The sequence below is a fragment of the Eubacteriaceae bacterium Marseille-Q4139 genome (assembly GCA_018223415.1).
In the GTDB taxonomy this organism is placed as follows: domain Bacteria; phylum Bacillota; class Clostridia; order Lachnospirales; family Lachnospiraceae; genus CABSIM01.
The window spans coordinates 3416289-3439919 of sequence record JAGTTQ010000001.1 but is presented as its reverse complement, the minus strand read 5'-3'; the positions used below and the strand labels follow the sequence as shown (position 1 = coordinate 3439919).

Here is a 23631-nt window from a genome sequence, read left to right as displayed (position 1 = left end):
GTTATCTTCCTCGCAATTTATTCAAGCATTTTTTCGCTGCGCCGTAGGCTCCCATTGTCAGCAGCACTTTACGGGCAGCAGTTTTCAGTTTTGTTGTGATCGGGTAATATTTTTCAAACAATTCTGCCCCCGATAATCTTCTCGCGTCTTCAAAAAACTTCTCCCGCTTCGGATTGATCGGAACAGACCCAAACATCTCTTTTACTCCGCTTACCAGCTTGTCCGGCTCGACCTCTTTGCATCTCGCAATACTTCCCAAGTCCTGCATGATTTCCGCTGCTTTCTCGGTGTGGCACAGCACCCGTGTGGTGCCTTTATCGTCGTCCATCGTTTTGTCGAAGTCATAGACAGAGAAACAATCCCAAATCGTCATATCGCTGGCACGATATTGCTTCTTGAAAGGACAATCATAGCAGGACGGACGGTCGCAAATATCATTGAAAAATGCCCGCAGCATCGGGTCAAGCTGGGAGCCTGCATGATACACATTCTTTCCGCCTTTTATCAGGCTCATCGTCGAATACTTGTAGCCATAAAATTTATCGCGGAAGCGGATATTATCTGGCTTATCTTCGCTCACTTTCTGATATTCCAGATATTTATTCCACACAAGCGGAGACGGTATTCCGTGGCATACTACATCGACCAGCACCAGATTTTCATACAGCCTGCCTAAGAAGCGACTCAATCCCTCTATCTGACAAGGTGTTCCGCTGAAGCAAACCCAGCGGCCTGATCTCAGAAAATCCCGCACCTGTCGGAAACAGTCTCCCATATCGCTTTGTACATATTTGCTGTTTCGGAACTTCCGCAATTCATCTGTATTTTCTACATAGGTATGCCTCACTTGAAAATTTTCATCATACGCTGCACCAAAGACCGCTCCGCCTTTTGCCAACACATAGGTTGCGATTGCGGTAAATGCACCACCTGCCGAACTATCTATACGAACCTGTTTGTCTTTGTGTTGCACAAGGTAGGCTTTTTGTGGTACGTGTACTTCTTTCCTCTGGTTTCTGATTGGACATACTCGTTCACAAGCACCGCAGTAAATACATTTTGCTGTATCAACCCTTGGATAGCAAAAGCCTTCGTTATCAGACTCCATTTCAATGCACTGTTTCGGACAGACCGCCGCACAAGCGGTGCATCCACAACAATCCTTTTTATCTTCTATCTGAATCATCCGTTTTCCTTTCCGTCACAAGCATGACAGAAAAGGAAATGGCTTCAGAAAGGCATCAATATTTGTGCGTCATCCTTACATACAGCTTTTTGGCCACTGCATATATCCCCAGCTGATAGCAAGTCATACGCACAAAATGCTCCATTTTCACGCGGAACGTCTCCGGGAAGTATTTCTCAAACAACTGTACCCCGTCCATTTGAGCCGCATCTTGAAAAAACACAGCTCTCTTTTCATTCGGGGCTACCGACTCCTGTATTTCCTTTGCGCCGTCAATGATTGCTTCCGGGCCTGTCTCGACATAAATAAAGTCGGATTTTATTTCATCAAAAATCCTCTTTGCTTTTTCAGTGTGGACAAGCACTCTGGTCGCACCTTTGTCGTTATCCAGTTCCTTTGAAAACCGTCCCACATGGAAACAGTCCCATATCGTGAAATCACTCACGCGATACTGCTTTCTGAATCGGCAGCTGTGGCAGGATGGCCTGTCACAAATATTTGAAAAATACGCACGAAGCCACGGATCAGATTCAACACCTTTATAGTAATTTCCATAATTTCTGCCTGTTACGACATTCATTGTTGAATACTTGTATCCGTAATGCTTATCGCGGAAACGCACCGTTTGGATTTTATCTGCGAGTTTTTTCTGCTGATACTCTACATATTTTCTGAATATCAAAGGTGAAGGAACCGCCCTACAGACAACATCCACTGTGATCAGATTCTCATAATCCTTTATGAGATAATTTTTTAATCCTTCTATTTGACAAGGCGTTCCGCTGAAGCATACGGTTCTTCCCTGGTCTAAAAAGGATTTAACTTGTCGGAGTGTCCCCCCCACACAACTTTGGACATATTTACTATTGCGGAATCGGGATAACTCTGATTCGTTTTCTATATAAACATGATGAACAACAAGGTCTCTTGACATTTCTACGCCAAAAGCCACGCCATCTCTGTTTATTACATACTTTGCAATGGCGGTAAATGCGCCACCGGCCGTGCTTTCACGAAGTACAGTTTCATCTTTATTTTGTACGATATATCCTGTCTGCTTAACCGGCACTTCTTCTTTTGAATTCAATACTGGGCATATTCTTTCGCAGGCATGGCAGTCAATACAGGACTTTTTATTTATAAAAGGATACAGAAACCCTTCTGCATCCTCCTGCATTTCAATGCAGTTTTTAGGACATACAGCCGCACATGCAGTACAGCCACAACAATTCTGTTTTTCTGCAAATCCTGTATCTAATGAAATATCTATCACAAATCTGTACTCCCTTCGTCTTTTAGTGCTGCCTCTAAATAGGCATAGGATTTTGCTCTCATAATTTCAAGCCTCTTATGTGCTACATCAAAATCCGTTTTAATCTTTAAACAATCCTCTATATTTTCATCGCCCTGCATCATTCGTCCGCTGATACCAACCATATGAAATAGTGTATCTAGACGACTGTTGGTTGACTGCCGTGTTTTCCTAGTATAACGCCGAAATGTGAAAAACGGGCGCTTATAAAGTATAGAGAATACCGAACAATGAAATGAATCCGTACACACATACTCGGCGTTGCGGATCAGGTTTAGAAAATCTGCTGGATCAATATCATAAGGTGTCTCATCGGCATAGCTTTCATCACTCTTAACATACTCATCTAAATGTGTCAGTGCAATAATTTTGCATCCCGTCTTTTCCCTTAGTCTCTTTGCAAACTCCCTATGCGGCGGGTTATTGCCAAGGAAGTAGCAGAAAATATACTTTCCATCAATAAGTGGCTTCTCTTGTTGAACCGTCATCCACTCCTCACCTGTAAAAAGTAACGTGGGATCGCATACAACAGGAACATCCCTGTCAGCCAACTGTTTCACTAATTCCTGGCCGGATTCCTCACGCACGCCAATATGTCTGATTTTTTTTAAGAATACACTGGCCTTTGCTGCGGAGCCTTTCGGCAACTCTGACTGACCGAAACTTGTGGAATAGGCAATCTTATTAACAGACTCCGGCACAAAATTCAATGTGTAATAATCGGCCGCAATATTTCCGGGTAGCCAAAGCTGGTCGCTCCCCACCAAGACAGCAGAATAGTTCTCTTCACACTTCTGTCCAAGTTCTGTCTTTGAGTGATATATTGACGAAAGTCTAAAATGGTTCTTTGCAAATGCATCGAACTTTTCATTTCGCTGCCTTGCCAATGCACCATAGCCATCCTTGGATATTTTCCTGCGTAATACGTTCATTGCCATTCCCATTTTTGAAAGCAGAATGTCCGAAGTTAGGCTCGCCTTTGCAAAGTATTTCATTTTCGCCTTCCTAATTTCATGGTTAAAACCGGATATATCTATCGTCTCATTTTCATACCCCATCTTGTCTAATGCCATCTGCGTGGCGTATGCCTGGAGCATACTGCCATAATTATGTTGAAAATAACACGATATGATTGCCACTTTTCCCATGTTATAAAATCTCCTATCTTTTAAGCGTATTTATTATCGGTCTGCCATAGACTTGCATTAATGCAGCAATTCTCACAGCTGTCTTTCTCGGCATTCTTATGAGGACTTTTACGCCAATTTGTTTCCACTGTGGCCGATTGTCTTCCCTCAACGGTTCATCCTTCCAAGGACTCATCTTCTTATATTTCATCCATTCATCAGCATACCGGTGTTTACAGCCTTTCATCCAAGGCCTTTTACTCAAAAAACTGGTTGTGAAATGAATGATTGCCGGATTTTCTACCGCCTCATGTACTTCCTCTTCCGTGTAAAACTTAGGAGGCTTCCGATATATCAGCATCTCCTTATATGTAAAGTCATAGAAGATAGTTACAGAATTGAATCTCGGTTCAAAGCAATAAGTATCATGACTTAAAATCGCATTTAACGCTCCTTGGTCTCCCTGTTGAATCCTACCGATTTTAGCCACTATGAATTTCAGCAATTTATCTTCAATATCATCTCGCCTCCATTTTTCCAAGTCAATCAACATAACACCAGAGTTGAACATGATATCGTTAGGTTCCAAGTCGATGTTCTTTCGATAATATCTGCTGAACGCATCCATAAGAGCACCAATAATTTTACCCTGTAAATCAAGATTCCACAGTTCTCTAATGGACTTCTTAATCACGATATCGCAATCCAGATATAGAACACGACTTAATTCTTGTGGTAGATCAGAGGATACAAATAATCTAGCATACTGACTCAGGCTTCCTCTGTCTACTGCTACATTCATGGACAGCTTCTCGCTGATATTCTTTCCCGGAATGAAAACAGCATCACTCCGCTTATAGAACTTACATACGGACAGCAGTTTCTGCTTGTTCGCATCCGTGATTCCTGAATCTAAGATATAAACGATAATATCATCCATGTCTTTACTGCTCTCATAAAGAGAAACCAGCGATACTCCAAGAATCTCTGCGAATTTATCGTCAGCGGCATACACAATAGAGGCGACAGATGGATTGTGCTTTATCATGCCGCCACCGCCTCTCTAAAAGAGCGGACATCGGCAACAGCGTCAAAACATACAGCATGAAATACTACTTCATGCTGTGCCCCCCCCCCCGAGAATTTCGGACAGTTATTTTATTCATATATATCTCACTGTATTTATCAGCCATGACACCCGTGTTATACTGAGTCAAAATATCGCTGTATGCTCTTTCAGTTAATCCTGATACATCTTTGCCTTGCACTGATTTAATAATTTTGACAAACTCATCTACATTGCAGCAAACATAACCATTAAAATCATTATGTATGACATTTCGATTTCCGATAACATCTGAAACAACACAAAGTTTCTTCATATACATTGCCTCAAGCAAACTGATAGGAAGCCCCTCCCAAAGACTCGTAAGCAAAAAAACATCCCCATTTATAGAATGATGAAGGGCAAGTTCCCGTTTTGCCCAACCTGTAATTTCTATATTAGGGGCTGTTAACACATCTCTAAGTTCCCCATCTCCAATCCACATAAACTTTACATCTGGTAAAGCCATAGCAATCTCATTAAACATTTTCGGATTCTTTTGATAGCAAATACGCCCCAAGGTGAACACTGTAAAAGGATGTTTTTCTACCTCACCTACTGAATCCATCATTTTCTGCAAATCATTGATATTGATACCATTACTCACATAAACAGCATCCTTGGTAAGTTTCAAAGTTTCCTGATGCTCGCCTTCACTGCAGCTGATGGTCGTGCAATTGCGTTTTCCGCACACAGTTTCCACAGTTCGATATATCAGCCTTTTCAAAACGCTATGGTTTTTCATTAAAAAGCTGTAGCCATGAGGTGTGTAAAACAGAAGACCTGTTTTTCCATTAAAAGCAAATCTTCCCAATGCTCCAGCCTTACTGCTGTGAAGATGTATAATATCAGGCTGCACTTGTTCAGCTATTTTTCTAATTTCAAAGAAAGCCTTTAAATCTTTAATAGGATTGATAGAACGCCCGAAATTTTTAACTTCAATCAGCTTTACTTTACCATCAAAGTAATCTCTGTAGTTTTCCGGTGTCTGGCGACGTACCGCATAAGCAATATACATATCGTAAATATTAACCAGTTCATTCGCCAAATCCACAATGTATGTGAACACACCGCCTCCCATGGCTTCGACTATAAATAAAATTTTCTTTCTCTTTTCCACCATGTGCAACTTCCCTCTCCCGAAAAATTTTCTATACCTCAACTATTCTCCGAATCATTGAAGCTATCTAAGCTCTCCAAGCAAATTACAACTTCGTGGTCTCCACAGCACATCATTTTCTATTGTTTTTTGTATCTGTTACAGCTCATATCAGATACCACTTGTCTCTATCCAAAATCCATGTTCCAGAAACAATCTAATCTTAATCAACTTCAAAAATGTTCATTCTCACCGCCATAACATCAACTATTCCATTTAGGACAACCATTATCGACTATTCAGTCTCTCATTCTTTCCACTCCCACCATCCCCTCACTATCTCTCCCCCCTACCATCTCAAACACCACTTCCGCAAGCCTGCGCTCTTTCCTCAACAAATCCCATCACATCGCCCCGTCCCCTCTCACAACAACAAGAACCGTCCGAAGCAAAATCTTAATATCCAGCCTGACACTCCACTTCTTTATATACTCCGTATCGAGCCGCACAACCTCATCAAAATCCGTAATATTGCTTCTCCCGCTCACCTGCCACATACCGGTAACCCCAGGTTTAATAGCAAGCCGTGCGCGGTGGTGAAGCTCATACTTCTCCCATTCATCCACAGTCGGCGGCCTGGTGCCCACCAGGCTCATGTCGCCCTTTAAGACATTGAAAAACTGCGGGAACTCGTCCAGGCTCCAGTCCCGGATATAATTTCCGATGCCCTTTTTCACCGTTCCATCCGGAAGCTTTTTGCTTCCGATGATCCTGGGATCCCAGTCCAGCTTGAACATCATGCCGTCCTTGACGCGGTTCTGGGCCATCAGCTCCTTCTTTCTCTCCTCCGCATCCATATACATGCTGCGGAACTTGTAAATCCGGAACTTTCTTCCATTCTTTCCAACCCGCACCTGCGAAAAAAAGATCGGGCCGGGAGACTTTATATAGATCGCCGGCGCCAGGAACAGGAACAAAATTCCCGTAATCAGGCATCCAACCAGCCCGCCTGCAATGTCCAGCGCCCTCTTTAAAAAGAGCTGCCCTGCGGTGGCATAGTTAATGCTCGTCGTCAGCACTGTATAATTTCCAATTTTCTCCACAAAGCGCTTCCGTTCGGAAAGCTCCATGGTATTCACAATTTTCATATGGACTACTACGCCCATCTCTGCAAACTTTGCATCCAGTTCTTCGGCCAGCATCATCTCATACGGCAGGTCAAGAAAAATCTCGTCGATCCACTCCCTGCTGACATAGCCGACTACATCCTCTTTTCCGGCCACAACCGGAATCCCGCAGACCGTCTGCCCTGCCAGATCCCTGTCAATGACAGCCGCCCCTGCAATTCGGAACCGTTCATAGTTATGTTCCGTAATACTCTTCACAATGTCCTCAAGCCGGTCACTGGTCGTGACAATCAAAAGGGACCGGCTGCCGGCAGAAGCCTGCCTGCTCCGTTTCAGGTGCCATTTCCACAAACACCTTCCAAGGTAATCCAGAACCCCGTAGAGAATTCCCATGGAAACCAGAGAAATTCTGGAATAGCCGCTGCCCTCCTGCGTCAAAAACAGATAAAAAACAGCCAGAAGCACCACGAGGCACACATGCCTTACCGTAATGCAGAACTCTCTCCAGTATCCCCGCTTCAAAACATTTTTGAGTGTACCGGAAAACGCCATGACTACCGCATCAATAAACGTAATCACCAGCGCCATATTCCTGTAAATTGTCGTGCCGTAGGCATTGTGAACCCCATGCCTGAACCAATAAGACAAAAGGAACGCAGCCTGAAGGCACACCAGATCAACAATCATGAAATCAAGGTGCTTAAACCAGTCCTTCGTACTCTTTCGATACATCCCTTTTCACCAACTTTTCCCCTCAGTACTCTCCCCAGGCTGCCGCCTGCTCGGATGCCTTCTGTAAAGGAGGACCAGAAGTTCTTCACTCCTGGTCCCCGAAACCAAGAAATTAGTTCTTGTAAACAACAGATAATGTACCGGAACCAGGTACCGTAGCGTAAACCAGCTTCGTAACCGGGTCAATCTGTGTTGCCGGGATTACCATCCACGTACCAGTAGCATTGTTGTAGTACAGGATCGATACGTTTCCAAGACCGTCTACCAGGTTCGGAACGTACAGAACAACCTCTGTTGCCGTATCCTCAACAGCACCGGTAGCTGCGTTCTTGGTAACAACCGCATGCGTACCAGTCAGAGCGTTGTAGCCGCTCACATCAACACCAGTAACAACCTCGCTTAAGGTTCTGCCGGAGTTGATTGCGTTGATCGTGTCAACAACAGCTGTCGGAAGGCCTGCCGTAGCAGCGCTGCCGCCTGCAAAGCCAACGATCTTGTTGCCGATAACAGCTTCGCCGTTCTCGTTCACCGTGATCGGTGTACCGGACGGTGTCGTTGTCTCAACAACAACTGCGATGCTGGAACCATTTGCAGATGTGCTGGTTCCAACGCCTGTCGTCTTGACGCCGTTCTCACCCACAGTAACTGTGGTGGAAGCATTCGGGTCATAGACGGTCACATCGTATGCCGGCTCATTGTCGTCAGAAGACGAGCTGCTGCTTGCAAGTGCAGGTACAATGCTCTGTACTGCAAGAGCGGAGGCCAGCAATGTGATTGCCAGATACTTTTTCCTCATGGGATCCACTCTCCATTCTTATAAAATTTTTAATTGAAACTATCAGGATGTTTCCCGATAGAACAATTCGAGAATAATATTTGTGAGTCCATCAAAATCCGGATAGAACTCATCATACCGGGCAGTCGTAACGCCCTGCCCCGGCACCGTGTAAAAACTGTCGCCGGAAAGCCCGCCGGACTCCAGCGCATCCATTCCCATCTTAAGATACAAGTCACGGCCCATATCCGTGATCATGTACTCCTCAATGGACGAAAACATATCCGCGACGAGATTGCTGTTCGTTTTGGCCTGCTGCTGTGCCGCCGCGAAAAACTGTTCCATATATTCCGTCTGCTGATCCATCCGGTATAGTGCGGAATGGGACTTCTCAATGTCACGGTATCTGACAAACTGCTCCGCTTCTTTTCCGTGGAGCGTAATGGTACTTCCATAAATAAATTTGGGATTTTTCTTTTCCATGCCCTCAGTCGGAACCGTCACTGTGACGCCGCCGACGGCATCATTCAGGATGGAGATCACATCCGTATCGACCGCCATATAATAGTCGATTTTCAAACCGCCCATGAGGTCGGAGACAGCCTCCTGCATATACTCGCAGCTCTTTTCCTTGCCATCGCCGTAAGCATAAGCCAAAGTCAAATGCTGGACATCCTTGCCCAGTACATTTCCGCTGAGATCTGTCAGCGTAATCTCCGTCATGGTGTCTCTCGGGATCATCAAAATTTTAAGGGCATTCCTGGCCGTATCCTGAGCCACAAGGAACAGGCCGTCAGACTGTCCGCCAAACCCGCTTGTGGTAGCCTCCTGCATGGAACCGGTCCGGTCCACACCCATGCACAGGATTGCCTTAACATAAGAATTCCGCTTATACGTCTTTCCATTAAATTCCAGGGTATCGCTTCCAAAAGCCGGAAGCCTTTCCTGTCCTTCCGAAACGGCCTCCCTGGCAGCAAGCTGCGCCTCCACTGCCTTGTTTTCGCGGTAGAGGTGAACGCCGTAAAGGACAACCGCAGCCCCCAGCACAGCCGCAGCACCGATCTCAATGCGGCGTATCAGCGTTTTCCGTCCGCCCTGCCGGCTCATGACTGTTCCGTCTCCTGCGGGCCGTATTTCTTGTACGGTTCATACTTCTTATACTTTCCGTATTTTCCATACTTTCCGTACCGGCCATAATATCCCTGGCTGGAAAGATCCACCTTGTTGAGCACAGCGCCCAAAATCCGGCAGCCGGACATTTCAAGCTGTTCCTTGACCTTCTGCTCCAGACGGTAGCTGATGGAACCGCTTTCAATTACCATGATCGCGCCGTCGCAGTGCTGCGCCACGATGGCCCCGTCAATCAGGTTTGCCATCGGCGGTGTGTCCACAATAATATAGTCATACTGCTCGCTCATGGCATCCAAAAGCCCGGCAAACAGATCTTCTTCCAAAAGTTCCGCAGGATTCGGCGAATACGGGCCGGCAAACACAATGCTGAAGTTTTCTATGCCGGCAACATCGTAAACAATTTCCTCCCGCATCTTCTGGCCGCTCAGATACTGGGAAAGCCCGTTGACCTCCCTTGTAAGCTGATGCCTCGTCACCAGAACCGATTTCCTGATATCCGCATCAATCAAAAGCACTTTCTTCCCAATCTGTGCCAGGGAGTGAGCAAGCGAAAAAGAAACGCCGCTCTTCCCCTCATCCGGAAGGGAACTTGTAATCATGATTCTCTTGATATTGCTTCCGCAAAACTGCACATTTGTCCGCAGGGTATTGATCGCCTCATTGAAGTCATAATCATCCCTGTCCAGACTCTTTAGCTCTACAACCGGGTGGTTCATTTGCTCATTCTCCTCTTCTTCTTTCTGGAACGCGGCGACAGGTCATCGTCGTCAATATCCTCCGGACGGATTTCCTTCCACTCCGGAATCGAAGCAAGGACAGAAAGTCCAAGATACTTGGCTACATCCTCTTCATTCTCAATGGTATCGTTCAGAATAATCTCAAGAACTGCCATGCCGCATACAAGGAATACTCCAAGGAACGCTCCGATCAGGGCATTTCTCGTATTGCTCGGGCTCGACTTCTGAGTCGGCACCGCACCTTCCTCAATCATCTTCGGCGGAATCATCTCCATGATGTCCCCGATATATTCCGATGCCGTATCAGCCACCTGATCCACAATCTGCTTTGCAAGATACGGATCAGGATCCTCTGCCGTAATCGAAAGGATTCGCGTATCCGCCGGGTTTCCGATGGTGAGCTTCTCCTTAAAGTCCTCATATTTCATGTCAATGCCAAGAGCCGAAATCACATCCTCCAAAACCGGCCGGCTCGTAACGATAACCTGATAGTCCTTCGTAAGCTGGCTTCCGATCTGAAGGTCTGCCAGCGACGTCAGCGTCGTCTCCTTCGACAGCACGTACAGCATGGCTGTCGACTGATACTGGGGCACAAGCACAAACTTGCTGAATGCGCCGAAAATGCCGCCGCCAAGCACAGCCGCCAAAAGGATCAGCCATATTCTCTTTTTTAAGGCCCGCAGGACCTCCAACAAATCAATCTCAAACTCGTCATCCTGGTATGTCGTCTTTGTGGTTTCCATATGTACCTTTCCTAACCTTTATTATTTGTTTTCCACGATCCGCATCGGATTGCCGTACAGCAGCTTCTGAAGCTGTTCCGGCTCCACATGGCCGTCCAGCCATTCCAAAGCCCTCTTAATATCCGGCGGCCTGAAATTCAGCCGGTGCATATCCGTCCCCATCAGGCGGATCCGTCCTTTTTGGATCTGCTTCCTGCACCAGCGCACCTCAGAGTTAAAGAAACTTCCCTGGATGCTGTCGTAATTCATCTGAAGCCAGCATCCGCTTCCCAGAAGGTCCGTCAGATTCTGTTCCTTCCTTAAACATCCGTACCGCTCCATGTGGGCCAATACCGGCACATATCCGGCATTGCTCAATGACCGCAGGCCGCGGAACAAAGTCGTGTACGGCGTATCCGGCCGGAACTCCACCAGCACATATTTGCTGCCGGCAAGTGTCCGTGCATCTCCTTTGCGAAGCTGTTCCAGAAGCCCTTCATGATAAAACGTCTCATGTCCTGAATAAATGGGAAATTCACCAATCTTCTGGGAAATCAGGCGTTCTAACTCCTCCCGCTTTTTGTTGGTTTCGGGCGGCCTGCCATGCCTCGGACAGTGCGGCGTCGCAAACGCCGCCGTAATTCCCTGGGAAGCGGCCAGTTCCAGCATCTCTACGGATTCCTCCATGGTTCGGGAACCGTCATCCACTCCGGGAATAATGTGGCCGTGTACGTCAATAATTGGATACTTCCATTCCATTCATGTCACCCTAAGCTGTTATTCTGACGTCAGATGGCCCCTCCGGGACGCAAAAGCCGCTCAAAAGAAAAGGCCGAAAGCCCTTCTGGTTTTTACCAAAGGGGCCCCGGCTTTTGTGAAATGATCTTCCCGGCAGACAAAGCCTGCCTTCTTTCCGTCCTACGCATACCCTCACAGATGTCTTCCCGCCATTATGGTGGTCTCCACAAAAGCCATTTTCCTCATGCCACAACTCTCATGCCAACCCGACTGTCTATGTCTGCAAAACTTTACACAACAAATTGTCTAATACGAATTATGTAATGAAATGCATTTAGACTATATCATTTTAGCGGATAGAAGTCAAGTTTTAAAAGGAAAATTATGTGGGATAATACGAATTACTGGTAAGAAAAAACCTTGATTTTCCAGCTTATTTTGAAGTTTTTGCCCGTTGCTTGAAGTTTTTTCCATCTATTTGTCCGCCGTTTTATGCCATTTTTTGGTGTTGTTCTTCCTATAATTCGTATTATAGGATCTATTCGCACACTTCCCCTCATTTTCCAAATAATCCCACTCCCCATTTTCCGCCCTTTTCCCTCTCCCATCCCATCAAAAAAAGAAGGCACACAGCCAACAGCCATGTACCTTCTTCTCATCAATTCCTTATCCTATAAACCAGTCCAATTTATGCGTCTGCCTGGTCAACCTTGGAAGCTCTCGCCTCCACTTCCTTCTTCTGGACATCTCCCGGAGCCTGCTCGTAGCGGCTGAACTCATAGGAGTAATTGCCGATACCGCCCGTCATGGAGCGAAGATCTGTGTTGTATCCGAAAAGCTCAGACATCGGGACATCCGCAATGATCTCCTGCTTTCCGCCATGGATCGAATTCATTCCGAGAACGCGGCCTCTTCTTCTGTTGAGGTCGCCCATAACGTCGCCGGTAAACTTATCCGGAACGACTACCTTTAAAGAAGCAATCGGCTCAAGGAGCACCGGGTTCGCCTCCATAAAGCCCTTCTTAAAGGCCAGCGTTGCAGCCATCTTGAACGCCATTTCCGAGGAATCTACCGGATGGTAGGAGCCGTCCACCAGCGTCGCCTTGATGCCCACAACCGGGTATGCGGCCAACGGGCCCTTTAAGCAGCATTCCTGTACGCCCTTTTCCACAGCCGGGAAGTAGTTCTTCGGAACAGCGCCGCCGAATACTCTCTCCTCGAAAACATACGGTGTCTCCAGGTCGCCGGACGGTTCAAACTCCATCTTGACATCGCCGAACTGTCCGTGTCCGCCGGACTGCTTCTTATATCTGCCCGCTGCCTCCACTTTCTTTCTGATGGTCTCACGGAACGCAAATTTCGGTTTGCTTAACTCAATATCTACTTTATAACGGCTCTGAAGCTTGCTGACAACCACGTCAAGCTGCTGGTCGCCGATGCCGTACAGTAAGCTCTGACGGTTCTCCACATCGTTGACAGCGCGGAGCGTCAGGTCCTCTTCCATCAGCTTGGAAAGCGCGCTGGAAATCTTATCCTCATCGCCCTTGGTCTTTGCCGCATAACGCATATAGGTGTACGGCGTGGAAACCTTCGGCTTGTGGTAAACAATCGGGGCGGAGCGGAGCGCAATCGTATCGCCGGTTTGCGTCACGGAAAGCTTCGCAACAGCGCCGATGTCGCCGGCCTTCAGCTCCGGAACCTCGATAACATCCTTGCCTCTCAAAAGATAAATCTTGGAAACCTTCTCCTCGGCATCCTTGTTTACATTATAAATAGTGCTGTCCGGCTTTAAGGTACCGGTACAGATCTTCATCAGGGAATATTTTCCAATGAACGGATCCACCACGGTCTTGAACACCTTCGCCGACAGGGATACGCTGTCATTGTACTTCGCCACGAAATGCTCGCCGTTGGAAACGTCAACGCCGACGCACTCGCCTGCCTCATCCGGCGACGGGAAATACCGGTCAATGGCATTTAAAAGAGCGCCGAAGCCCTGGCAGTTGATGCCGGAGCCCATGAACACGGGAACAATGTCTCCCTGGCAGACATGGGTCTGGATCGCCGTGTAAATCTCATCCTGGGTAAACTCCTCGCCGGAGAAATACCGCTCCATATATTCCTCGCTCGTCTCGGCAACGGCCTCGATTAACGCGTCGCGGATAATCGCCAAGTTCTTCTTCGTGTATTCCGGAATCTCGCATTCCTCATAGCCGCCGACCTCAGACGTAAATCTTCTTCCGGCCATCTTAACGGCATTTACGAAACCGACAAACTTCTCATTCTCACGGATCGGCACCTGGAACGGCGCGATCTTGCGGCCGAACTTCTTCTCAAGCTTTAAGATCAGCTCACGGAAGGACGCATGGTCGTCGTCCATGTTCGTGACAAACAGGATTCTCGGCAGCTTGTACTCCTCACAGAGCTCCCATGCCTTTTCTGTTCCGACTTCGATGCCGGCCTTGCAGTTTACGACGATGACGGCCGCGTCTGCAACGCTCATGGCTTCCTCCACCTCGCCGACAAAATCGAAGTATCCTGGCGTATCGAGAAGGTTGATCTTGATCTTTCCCTCGGCTCCGTCGTATTCAATCGGCACCATGCTGGTGGAAATGGAAAACTGTCTCTTGATCTCTTCTTTATCATAATCGCTGATGGTATTTCCGTCAGCAACCTTACCCATCCGCTTAATCGTGCCGGTCAGATAAGCCATTGCCTCTGCGACTGTGGTCTTTCCGGCGCCGCCGTGGCCTAAGAGTACAACATTTCGGATTTGTTTGGTTCCATAAACGTCCATATAAATTCCTCCCGTGCAATATTTTGTCGCCGGCTCTCCAAGGTTTTCGGAAAGCCAAATGGAAATCTATGAGAGAAATGCCCTCATCCATTCATCATGAGGATATTCTACCAAATTTATTTGAAAATTACAAGTAAAATGTGCAAATTGCACAAGTCAATTCATATCCGTTCAAACCTGCTAGTTCTCCAGCGTGTAGATCGGCGTAAACGTCCCGTCGTCATTTGGCCGGAACACATAGTGCTCCTTCAAAAAGATCACGTCCGTCCGCTTTGCTGTCTCAAGCTCCGCTAAAATTGCGGCCTTTGCCGCCACCTGGGCGCCTGCTTTTTTCGCCAGCTCCTCGATGGCACGGATGGAATCGCCGGTCGCAATCACATCGTCGATCAATGCCACACGTTTTCCGCGGATTTTTTCCGCATCCGGCCCGTTTAAGTATAACGTCTGCTTCGCCTGGGTCGTGATGGAATAAACCGTACATTCAATAGGATCCTGCATGTACGGCTTCCGGCTCTTTCTCGCCACGATAAATTCTTTCATGCCCATGAGCCTCGACATTTCATACGTCAGGCACATGCCCTTGGCCTCCGCCGTCATGAGCATGTCCACCTCGGGAAGCCGCTTCACAAGCTCCGGCGCTGCCGCCTGGATTAGCTCCGTGTCAGAAAGGCAGACAAAGCTTGCAAGGGCCAGATTGTCCTTGATCTTTACATATGGAAGCTTCCGCTTCACGCCGCACAGCTCAAAATCAAAATATTTCATCTGTTCCATACCGTTCTCATCCTTTGCATTATCATTGTCTTTTTAGTATAACAGTCCGGCCGCCCCGTGTAAAGGGCAATGTTGACAAGGGGCGCTCTCTGTTTTACAATTACCATAGCTTAAGGAGGGGACAGATTATGAGAGATACAACCATTGCATTTATCGGGCTCGGCCTCATCGGCGGCTCCATTGCCCGCGGCCTAAAACGCTCCGACCCAACCATAAAAATCATGGCCTACATGAGAACAAAGGAAACCCTCAGAAAGGCCAACGAAGACGGGATTGTGGACGTGATCTTAGACGGCATCGACGAACACCTTTCTGCCTGCGACATCATTTTTCTGTGCACGCCGGTGGAATACAACGCCGCCTATTTAAAGCAAATCCGCCCGTACTTAAAACCAGGCGCCCTGATTACCGACGTGGGGAGCACAAAAACCGACATCCATGCGGCCGTATCGTCCATGGGCATGGAAGACGTGTTCATCGGCGGTCATCCCATGGCCGGCTCTGAAAAAACAGGCTATGAAAATTCCACTGACCACCTGTTAGAGAACGCCTACTATGTCATCACGCCCACAGAAAAATCCACGCGGGAGCAGATCGCCAGGATGACACAGATTGCCGCTGCCATCGGCGCCATCCCGCTGGTGTTGGACTGCCGCCGCCATGACTATTCCGTGGCCGCCGTCAGCCATCTGCCCCACCTGATCGCCTCCAGCCTTGTCAATCTCGTGAAAGACAACGACGGCGCCGACGGCACCATGAAACGGCTGGCCGCAGGCGGCTTCAAGGATCTCACCCGGATCGCCTCCTCCTCTCCCGTCATGTGGGAACAGATCTGCATGACGAACACGGAAAATCTCCGGGTGCTTTTAAAAAAATACATTGCCTCCCTGGAGAAAATCGATCAGGAACTGGCCGGCCATGATTCCGCGGCCATCCACAGGCTCTTTGAGGAATCCGGCGCCTACCGGAACTCCATCTCCGATACCAGCCGCGGCCCCGTGACCCCGGACTTTTCGTTTTCGGTGGACGTGGTGGACGAGCCCGGCTCCATCTCCACCCTGGCCGTCATCCTGGCCTCCAAGGGCATCAACATCAAAAATATCGGCATCAACCACAGCAGGGAATACGGCGAGGGCGCTCTGCGGATCACCTTCTATGACAATGAGGCCATGAACCAGGCCATCACCCTGCTTGAAAAATTCAACTATACTTTGAAAAATTAGAAAAGAGGCACACATGAAATTAAGACCAGCATCCCACATCCGCGGGGAAGTGACCGTCCCCGGCGATAAATCCGTTTCCCACCGCGGCGTCATGTTCGGCTCCATCGCAGACGGGACAACGGAGATCCATAACTTCCTGGAGGGGGCGGACTGCCTCTCGACCATCTCCTGTTTCCGTGCCATGGGAATCCCCATCGAAAAGAAAAACGGCATTGTGACCGTACACGGAAAAGGCCTTTACGGCCTTACGGCGCCGGAAGGCATCTTAGACTGCGGAAACAGCGGCACCACCATGCGGCTCATGTCCGGCATCCTGGCGCCCAGAGACTTCTCTGCGGTGCTCACCGGCGACGCTTCCATACAGAAACGCCCCATGAACCGGATCATGGAACCGCTCACCCTCATGGGCGCCGACATCAAAAGCATAAACGGAAACGGCTGCGCCCCTCTGGCGATTCACGGACGTCCCCTTCACGGGATCCACTATAAGTCGAAGGTGGCCTCCGCCCAGGTAAAATCCTGTATCCTGCTTGCCGGCCTCTGCGCCGACGGCCCCACAAGCGTCACGGAACCGCAGGTTTCCAGGAACCATACGGAGCTGATGTTAAAATTCTTCGGCGCCGACGTCCGAACAGAAGGAACAACCGTCACGGTACAGCCGGCCAGAGTGCTCACGGGAAATAAAATCCAGGTTCCCGGGGACATCTCCTCGGCCGTCTATTTCCTCGCTGCCGCCCTGATCCTGCCAAATTCCGAGGTGCTCATTAAAAACGTCGGCATCAATCCCACACGCGCCGGACTCCTTACGGTCTGCCGGGCCATGGGCGCCGATATTACCCTGTTAAACGAGGATCACTTCTCCGCCGAGCCGGTGGCCGACCTGCTTGTCCGCTCCAGTGCCTTAAAAGGCACGGTCATCGAGGGAAGCGTGATCCCTGCCATGATCGACGAGCTCCCCACCGTCGCCATGATGGCCTGCTTTGCCGACGGCACCACCGTCATCCGCGACGCCGCCGAATTAAAGGTCAAGGAATCCAACCGGATCGAGATCATGGTGAAGAACTTAACGGCCATGGGCGCCGACGTGACGGAAACCGAAGACGGCATGATAATCCGCGGCGGAAAGCCCCTGCACGGGGCCGTCGTCGACAGCCGGAAGGATCACCGCATCGCCATGACCTTCGCTGCTGCTGCCCTGGCCGCGGAAGGTGAGACGGAAATCCTGGACGCCGACTGCGTGGATATTTCCTATCCGAATTTCTACCGGGAGCTTAAGCGGCTTGCGGATAATTAACATGCATGTGCGGCGGCGCACGTCCTGCTGAAAAAACGGAGGCTCCCGTCATTTCGGGGCCTCCGCCTTTTTTAGTTAAATCCAAAAAACTTCTGTGCAATCTTATAGCCGGCAATGGAAATCGTGCGGCCGCTCTTTCCAGGAAGGTTCATGCCCTGTCCAAGGAAGCCGAACCGCAGCCTCAGATACAGCCTGGGATTCGTCTTCTTCACATGCTCCCACAGCTCCTTCTTCTTTTCCAGATTCTCTTCCGTTTCAGACCGGATCGCCAAAATCGAGCTCACAACCATCATAATCTCCAGGTACCGGATCATGTAATGCCGCAGCTTCCTGTTCTGGAGCTTCGTCACATCATAATATCCGAGCATCAGCTTCGTTACGCGGATCTGCTGGTCGATCCGCCCGATCATCACCTGCTCATTGACCGACTGATCGGAGCGGCCGATGAAATACCGGTAAAAATTCACATCGAGATAATACATGGAGCGCACATGGGGAAGCGGCTCATAGACAAAAATATTGTCCACATAAAACGTGTGCTTCGGAAGTTCCAGACCGCATTCCCGTAAAAGCTCAGTCCGGTAAATCACCGAATGCATCAAAATATACTGGCCTGCCATGAAAACCTTCACATCATCCCAGGTAAAAAGTTCATTTTTCGGCAGGGCCATATTGTAGTTCATGACCTTCTTGTGCTTCGCCCCCTGCTTTTCATAGACGAAGTTCGTAATCAGCATATCCAGGGTGCTTTTTCCATAGACGAAACGGCGCAGCGTATTGAGAACTGCCTCATAGGCCGGCCCGTTGACCCAGTCATCGCTGTCCACCACCTTAAAAAAGATGCCTGACGCATTCCTGAGGCCCGCATTGACAGCCTCGCCGTGGCCGCCGTTTTCCTGGTGGATGGCCCGGCAGATTCCCGGATACTCCTTCTCATACCTGTCTGCAATCTCTGCGGTGTTGTCCTTTACGGAACCGTCGTCCACAATCAGGATTTCTACCTCATCTCCTCCGGGAAGAAGGGAGTTGATGCAGTTTTCCATATACGCCGCCGAATTATAGCATGGGATTGCAATTGATAGCAGCTTCAAATCTAAAATCCTCCTTACAGTCAGTCGCAGCGCCGCTTTCCATGCTGCCTGCGGCCCCGCAGAGCCAGTATAGCATATTTGTACGATAATTGCAAAAAATTCCTTTAATGTCATGCAAAAATATGGTATAGTTATGGCATAACCAGCTCCGGGCGGCCGGACTTGACTGGAATTACAGAGAAAAGAGGGATACCTTATGGCGAAAAAAAGAATTGTTTTGGCTCTTGGGCATGATGCTCTTGGCACCAACCTTCCGGAGCAGAAGGCAGCGGTTGCCAAAACCGCAAAGGTGATCGCAGATTTGATTCAGGACGGATGGCAGGTCGCCATCACCCATGGAAATACACCGCAGCTCGGCATGATTCACACGGCCATGAATGAATTTGCAGTGGAACACGAAGGCTATACGGCAGCCCCCATGTCGGTCTGCTCCGCCATGAGCCAGGGCTACATCGGCTACGACCTTCAGAACGAAATCCGCTCCGCTCTGATTAAGCGCGGCATCTACAAGCCGGTTTCCACAATCCTCACCCAGGTCACGGTCGATCCCTACGACGAGGCCTCCTATACCCCGTTAAAAAAGATCGGGCGTGTCATGACGGCAGAAGAGGCGAAGGCTGAGGAAGAAAAAGGAAACTTTGTCGTCGAAGAACAGGGCGGCTACCGCCGGATCGTGGCGGCTCCGAAGCCCGTTGCCATCGTGGAAATTGATGCCGTGAAGGCACTCATGGATGCCGACCAGATCGTCATCGCCGCAGGCGGCGGCGGAATCCCCGTCATGGAACAGGGGAGCCGCTTAAAGGGCGCCAGCGCCGTCGTGGAAAAAGACAGGGCCGCAGGCCTCCTCGCCAAAGAGCTGGATGCCGATGTGCTGATGTTCTTAACAAGCGTTGGAAACGTCGTCTTAAACTTCGGCACCAGCCACGAAATCCTCATCGACAAAATGAGTGTGTCCGACGCCAGACGCTACGCCGGCGAAGGCCACTTCAAAACCGGTTCCATGCTGCCGAAAGTGGAGTCAGCCATCGACTTCATCGAAGCCGGAAAACGCCGGATCTCCATCATTACTTCCATGGAAAAGGCCAGGGAGAGCCTGGCCGGGAAGGGCGGGACGACGATACAGTAACCCACAGGCCCACAGACCGTTTTGCCATCCGGCTTATTTGCCGGATGGTTTTTCGTTTTTCTGCGGTTCCTGATTAGACGCCTGCCTTCTCCTGACCTGCCTTTAAAAGCATTTCCGTAAAAGTTTTCATAGCATATGTAAAATAGACGCCTTTCCGATAGCAAAGGAATGTGTCTCGAACAGCAAAACGGCTTCCAATTTTATAAAAGACCAGGCCGCTGTCCACCCCTGCATCTTCCGCCAGGCGGTTGCTCAAAATCGTGGCGCCAATTCCCATCCTGGAAAAATTATAGGAAACCGAGGACTGATCGGTCTCCAAAACCACATTCGGAACAGCTTCTGCCTCCTGAAAAATCATATCTGTACATCGCCTCAGATAATTATCCCCTTTTAATAAGATAAACGGGATCCCTTCCAAATCCCCCACAGACACACAGCGGCTCTCTTCCACGGAAAAAATCCCGCTGCCCAGCTCATCGGCCGAAAGCCGTTTTCCCTTAAGACGTTCCTTTACCGGAAAATTCTCCGGCACCGCCAGAATCAGGTGCTCCCTGTAACAGCTTAACCGTTCGTATTTCGCCGTGTCAAAGGGCTGGTTTGTGATGACAAGATCCAGCTCTCCCGTATCCAGAAGATGCCTGGACTTTCTCGTATTCATTTCCAGGATTTTTAGCTCCACCGACGGATACTTTTTCTTAAAATCCGCCAAAACCCGGGGTACCAGATAAGAAATTCCGAAGTTGCTCCCGCCAACGGCCAGACTCCCGCTTTTTAAAGACTTCTGATCCTCTGCCAGATCCCGGAGCCGCTCTTCGATAGCCCGGATCTGTTCCACCGCCTGAATATACTCCACACCAAAAGGCGTCAGGGAAATCGGGTTTGTCCGCCTGTTAAAAATCGGAAGACCCATTTTCTCTTCAACCCTCTTTATGGTGATACTCAAAGAAGGCTGTGAAATGAACAGCTTATCCGCCGCTCTGCTGAAGCTTTTTTCCTGGTAAACAGCATACACATAATCCATATTTGCAAACATGGCATCCCCCTCTTTATTTACCGTTATCTATATAAATATTATTATATTTATATTTGCTTATATTGCAAGAATATCGTTAAATAAAGACATAGAAAACAGATAATTTATCAAATGGGAAAGGAGAAATGACATGATTGATTTAAGAAGCGACACGCTGTCCATGCCGGATGCGGACATGCTGTCAAAAATCCTGACTGCACCGCTCGGTGACTCAGGACGCCTCGATGAGGACGGACGGGGCGGGGACCCAAGCGTAAATGCCCTGGAGGACTTGGCTGCTGCTGTTACTGGAAAGGAACGTGCCCTGTTTTTCCCCTCCGGCACCATGGGAAATCATGCGGCCCTTCTGACCCACTGCCATGCAGGAGAGTTCGTCCTCATAGACACCATGCAGCACATGTACCGGACAGAAAAGGCAGCCTTTTCTTCCGACTTAGGCCAGCTAAGGCCCCTTTTCTACCACCTGACAAAAGAAGGATATCCTGATACGAAAGAAATCCGCCAAATTCTCAAAACGGAACATCCCAGGCTGCTCTGCATCGAAAATACCCATAATTGGGCCGGCGGCACATGCATCCCGCTTCCTGTCTTACAAGAGCTGCGGATTCTGGCCGACGAGGCAGGGATTCCGATACACATGGACGGTGCCCGGCTTTTCAACGCGGAAGCTGCCACAGGCCTGTCCGCGGAAACCATCTGCTCTTACGCTGACTCCGTGATGTTTTGTATCTCCAAAGGCCTCGGCGCCCCTGTCGGCTCCCTGCTTGTCGGATCGAAGGACTTCATTCTCAGAGCGGCCGCCGTCAGAAAGCTTCTGGGCGGAAATATGCGCCAGGCCGGAATTCTCGCTGCCGCCGGACAATATGCCCTGATGCACAACAGAGAGGATCTGCGTGAAGATCACCGGCGGGCATGCCTTACCCTGGACGCATTAAAAGGCCTGAAAAAGATCCAGATTCCTGACAGAATTCAAAGCAATATTATTATCCTTGATCTCGAAGCAGCCGGCCTTTCCGCAGAACAGTTTGTTCAGGAGATGAAATCCCGCGGCGTCTGGCTCAGCGTATCCAGCGAAACCCATGCACGAATGGTATTTTACCGGAACATTACCGACAGCCAGGCTCTGGAAGCGGCCGCTGCCATCCGAAAATATGATGAAACCCTGTAAACGCCTTATCTGATGAAAACCAGGAGGAAATTATGACTAAATCCAGGAAAAAACCAAACAGCGCATTTTTAAATCTCGCCGCCATGGTTCTCGGCGCCCTGCTCGGGATCCTTTTCGGGGAAACCATGTGCAGCTTTAAGTTCATTGGCGACATCTGGCTCAACTGCATTAAAATGATCCTGGTGCCTCTCGTCACCTGCATGGTCGTGACTGCCATCGGAAGCCAGAAAGATCTCCGCACTCTCGGCCGCATTGCCCTGCGGATCATGATTTACTATGTCATAACGACGGTCATCGCCATCCTGATCGGCCTCGGCGTGACTTATGCATTCAAGCCTGGGCTGTCCTTTAACGCTGCTGGGCTGTCCTCCTCACAAGTGGAAGCCGGCGGCGGCCTTACAGCCGAATCCTTTTTCACCAATCTATTCTCTTCCAACATGTTCAAGACTTACGCAGATGCCGATATTCTTCCAACCATGGTCATCGCCATTTTCATCGGCATCGCTATCCTGCGTATGAAAAATCAGGAGCATAAAGAGACTGTCCTTCACTGGTTTGAAAGCATGAACAGCCTCATCAGCGAATATCTCCGCATGATTATCGGCCTGGCTCCCATCGGTGTCGTCTTTCTTATGGCTGATTCCTTTGGAAAATACGGAGTCACCATCTTTACCTCCATGGCTCAGCTTCTCGGAACCTACTGGTTTGGACTCCTTCTCCAGGTTCTCTTTGTTTACGGTGGAAGCCTGCTTCTTTTTGCCCGCATGAATCCCCTTCGCTTCTTAAAGGATGCCTCCCCGGTCTGGACATTCACCATCGCCACATGCAGCAGCACCGCCAACATTCCCAACAGTTTAAAAACAGCAAAGGAAGTTTTTCATGTGCCGGACAGCATTGCCAACTTCTGCATTCCCTTGGGCGCAAATATGAACTGTGACGGTCTCAGCATGACCTTCGCATGTGTAATCGTCTTCATCGGACAAATGAACGGAATCCAGTACGATCTTCCGACGCTGCTTCGAATCATCCTCGTTGCAACACTTTTGTCCTCTGCCGGAAGCGGTATCCCGGGTGGGGGAATTGTCAAGCTGATGACCATCGTCGGTACCTTTGGGCTTCCATCGGAAATCGTTGGAATCATGGCCGGCTTTTACCGGTTCTTTGATATGGGAACCACCACCTGCAACTGTCTTGGAGACCTGGTGGGTACTGTCTGCATTACGAAGATGGAAGAAAAACGTGCGAAGCGGCTCGGAACAGAAATGATACAGTAACCCACCATACAAAAAACGGATCATCAGCCATCTCAGCCGGTGATCCGTTTTTTCTTTATTTCT

20 protein-coding genes and 1 pseudogene are annotated in these 23631 nt (G+C 49.1%); 5 read left to right on the top strand and 16 right to left on the bottom strand.

Annotation, left to right across the window (positions count from 1 at the left end; genetic code table 11):
• Position 1: 1 nt before the first annotated feature.
• The 14 genes and pseudogenes from KE531_16445 to KE531_16380 form a co-directional block, all read right to left on the bottom strand.
• Entirely contained in the window at positions 2 to 1186 is a 1185-nt protein-coding gene (locus KE531_16445) for a Coenzyme F420 hydrogenase/dehydrogenase, beta subunit C-terminal domain (GenBank protein MBR9955182.1), read from the bottom strand.
• 55 nt (positions 1187 to 1241) lie between these two features.
• Positions 1242 to 2426 (bottom strand): annotated as a pseudogene (locus tag KE531_16440) (Coenzyme F420 hydrogenase/dehydrogenase, beta subunit C-terminal domain).
• A gap of 29 nt (positions 2427 to 2455) precedes the next feature.
• Positions 2456 to 3646 carry a polysaccharide pyruvyl transferase family protein gene (locus KE531_16435; protein MBR9955181.1) on the bottom strand — a complete coding sequence of 397 codons (1191 nt, stop codon included), beginning with the start codon at positions 3644 to 3646 and terminating at the stop codon, positions 2456 to 2458.
• 13 nt (positions 3647 to 3659) lie between these two features.
• A complete protein-coding gene (locus KE531_16430) occupies positions 3660 to 4673 on the bottom strand; it encodes a glycosyltransferase family 8 protein (GenBank protein ID MBR9955180.1) in 1014 nt (337 codons plus the stop codon).
• 64 nt (positions 4674 to 4737) lie between these two features.
• The gene (locus KE531_16425) at positions 4738 to 5853 is read right to left on the bottom strand and encodes a glycosyltransferase (protein MBR9955179.1); all 1116 of its coding nucleotides are present in this window, start codon (positions 5851 to 5853) and stop codon (positions 4738 to 4740) included.
• A gap of 380 nt (positions 5854 to 6233) precedes the next feature.
• Positions 6234 to 7688: a sugar transferase gene (locus tag KE531_16420; protein MBR9955178.1), complete on the bottom strand. Its 1455-nt coding sequence runs from the start codon at positions 7686 to 7688 to the stop codon at positions 6234 to 6236.
• Between the two features lie 112 nt (positions 7689 to 7800).
• Positions 7801 to 8484, bottom strand: a complete 684-nt coding sequence (locus KE531_16415; GenBank protein MBR9955177.1) for a hypothetical protein — start codon at positions 8482 to 8484, stop codon at positions 7801 to 7803.
• A gap of 42 nt (positions 8485 to 8526) precedes the next feature.
• On the bottom strand, positions 8527 to 9570 hold the full coding sequence (locus tag KE531_16410; GenBank protein ID MBR9955176.1) for an LCP family protein: 1044 nt from the start codon (positions 9568 to 9570) through the stop codon (positions 8527 to 8529).
• A complete protein-coding gene (locus KE531_16405; protein MBR9955175.1) occupies positions 9567 to 10310 on the bottom strand; it encodes a CpsD/CapB family tyrosine-protein kinase in 744 nt (247 codons plus the stop codon). The genes KE531_16410 and KE531_16405 overlap by 4 nt, the downstream gene beginning before the upstream one ends.
• Positions 10307 to 11074, bottom strand: a complete 768-nt coding sequence (locus tag KE531_16400; GenBank protein ID MBR9955174.1) for a polysaccharide export protein — start codon at positions 11072 to 11074, stop codon at positions 10307 to 10309. Before KE531_16400 ends, KE531_16405 begins: the two co-directional genes overlap by 4 nt.
• A gap of 21 nt (positions 11075 to 11095) precedes the next feature.
• The gene (locus tag KE531_16395; GenBank protein ID MBR9955173.1) at positions 11096 to 11812 is read right to left on the bottom strand and encodes a protein tyrosine phosphatase; all 717 of its coding nucleotides are present in this window, start codon (positions 11810 to 11812) and stop codon (positions 11096 to 11098) included.
• 380 nt (positions 11813 to 12192) lie between these two features.
• Positions 12193 to 12450: a hypothetical protein gene (locus KE531_16390; protein ID MBR9955172.1), complete on the bottom strand. Its 258-nt coding sequence runs from the start codon at positions 12448 to 12450 to the stop codon at positions 12193 to 12195.
• 29 nt (positions 12451 to 12479) lie between these two features.
• Positions 12480 to 14588, bottom strand: coding sequence for an elongation factor G (locus KE531_16385; protein ID MBR9955171.1), 2109 nt, complete (start codon positions 14586 to 14588; stop codon positions 12480 to 12482).
• 180 nt (positions 14589 to 14768) lie between these two features.
• Positions 14769 to 15350 (bottom strand): adenine phosphoribosyltransferase, encoded by a 582-nt coding sequence (locus KE531_16380; protein ID MBR9955170.1) that lies wholly within the window; start codon positions 15348 to 15350, stop codon positions 14769 to 14771.
• Positions 15351 to 15487: 137 nt separating this feature from the next.
• Between KE531_16380 and KE531_16375 the strand changes: the two genes are divergently transcribed.
• Both KE531_16375 and aroA read left to right on the top strand, forming a co-directional pair.
• Entirely contained in the window at positions 15488 to 16582 is a 1095-nt protein-coding gene (locus KE531_16375; GenBank protein MBR9955169.1) for a prephenate dehydrogenase, read from the top strand.
• Between the two features lie 13 nt (positions 16583 to 16595).
• Positions 16596 to 17876, top strand: a complete 1281-nt coding sequence (aroA, locus tag KE531_16370) for a 3-phosphoshikimate 1-carboxyvinyltransferase (protein ID MBR9955168.1) — start codon at positions 16596 to 16598, stop codon at positions 17874 to 17876.
• A gap of 71 nt (positions 17877 to 17947) precedes the next feature.
• Here the strand turns inward: aroA and KE531_16365 are convergent, their stop codons facing one another.
• Positions 17948 to 18967 (bottom strand): glycosyltransferase family 2 protein, encoded by a 1020-nt coding sequence (locus KE531_16365; protein MBR9955167.1) that lies wholly within the window; start codon positions 18965 to 18967, stop codon positions 17948 to 17950.
• Between the two features lie 196 nt (positions 18968 to 19163).
• Here KE531_16365 and KE531_16360 point away from each other — a divergent pair, with 196 nt between their 5' ends.
• Positions 19164 to 20093: a carbamate kinase gene (locus tag KE531_16360; protein MBR9955166.1), complete on the top strand. Its 930-nt coding sequence runs from the start codon at positions 19164 to 19166 to the stop codon at positions 20091 to 20093.
• A 73-nt stretch (positions 20094 to 20166) separates the two neighbouring features.
• Here the strand turns inward: KE531_16360 and KE531_16355 are convergent, their stop codons facing one another.
• The gene (locus KE531_16355; GenBank protein ID MBR9955165.1) at positions 20167 to 21126 is read right to left on the bottom strand and encodes a LysR family transcriptional regulator; all 960 of its coding nucleotides are present in this window, start codon (positions 21124 to 21126) and stop codon (positions 20167 to 20169) included.
• Between the two features lie 130 nt (positions 21127 to 21256).
• On the opposite strand from KE531_16355, the gene KE531_16350 reads away from it, so the two are divergent.
• The gene (locus tag KE531_16350; GenBank protein MBR9955164.1) at positions 21257 to 22294 is read left to right on the top strand and encodes a threonine aldolase; all 1038 of its coding nucleotides are present in this window, start codon (positions 21257 to 21259) and stop codon (positions 22292 to 22294) included.
• A 32-nt stretch (positions 22295 to 22326) separates the two neighbouring features.
• Positions 22327 to 23568, top strand: coding sequence for a dicarboxylate/amino acid:cation symporter (locus KE531_16345; GenBank protein MBR9955163.1), 1242 nt, complete (start codon positions 22327 to 22329; stop codon positions 23566 to 23568).
• Positions 23569 to 23631 lie beyond the last annotated feature (63 nt).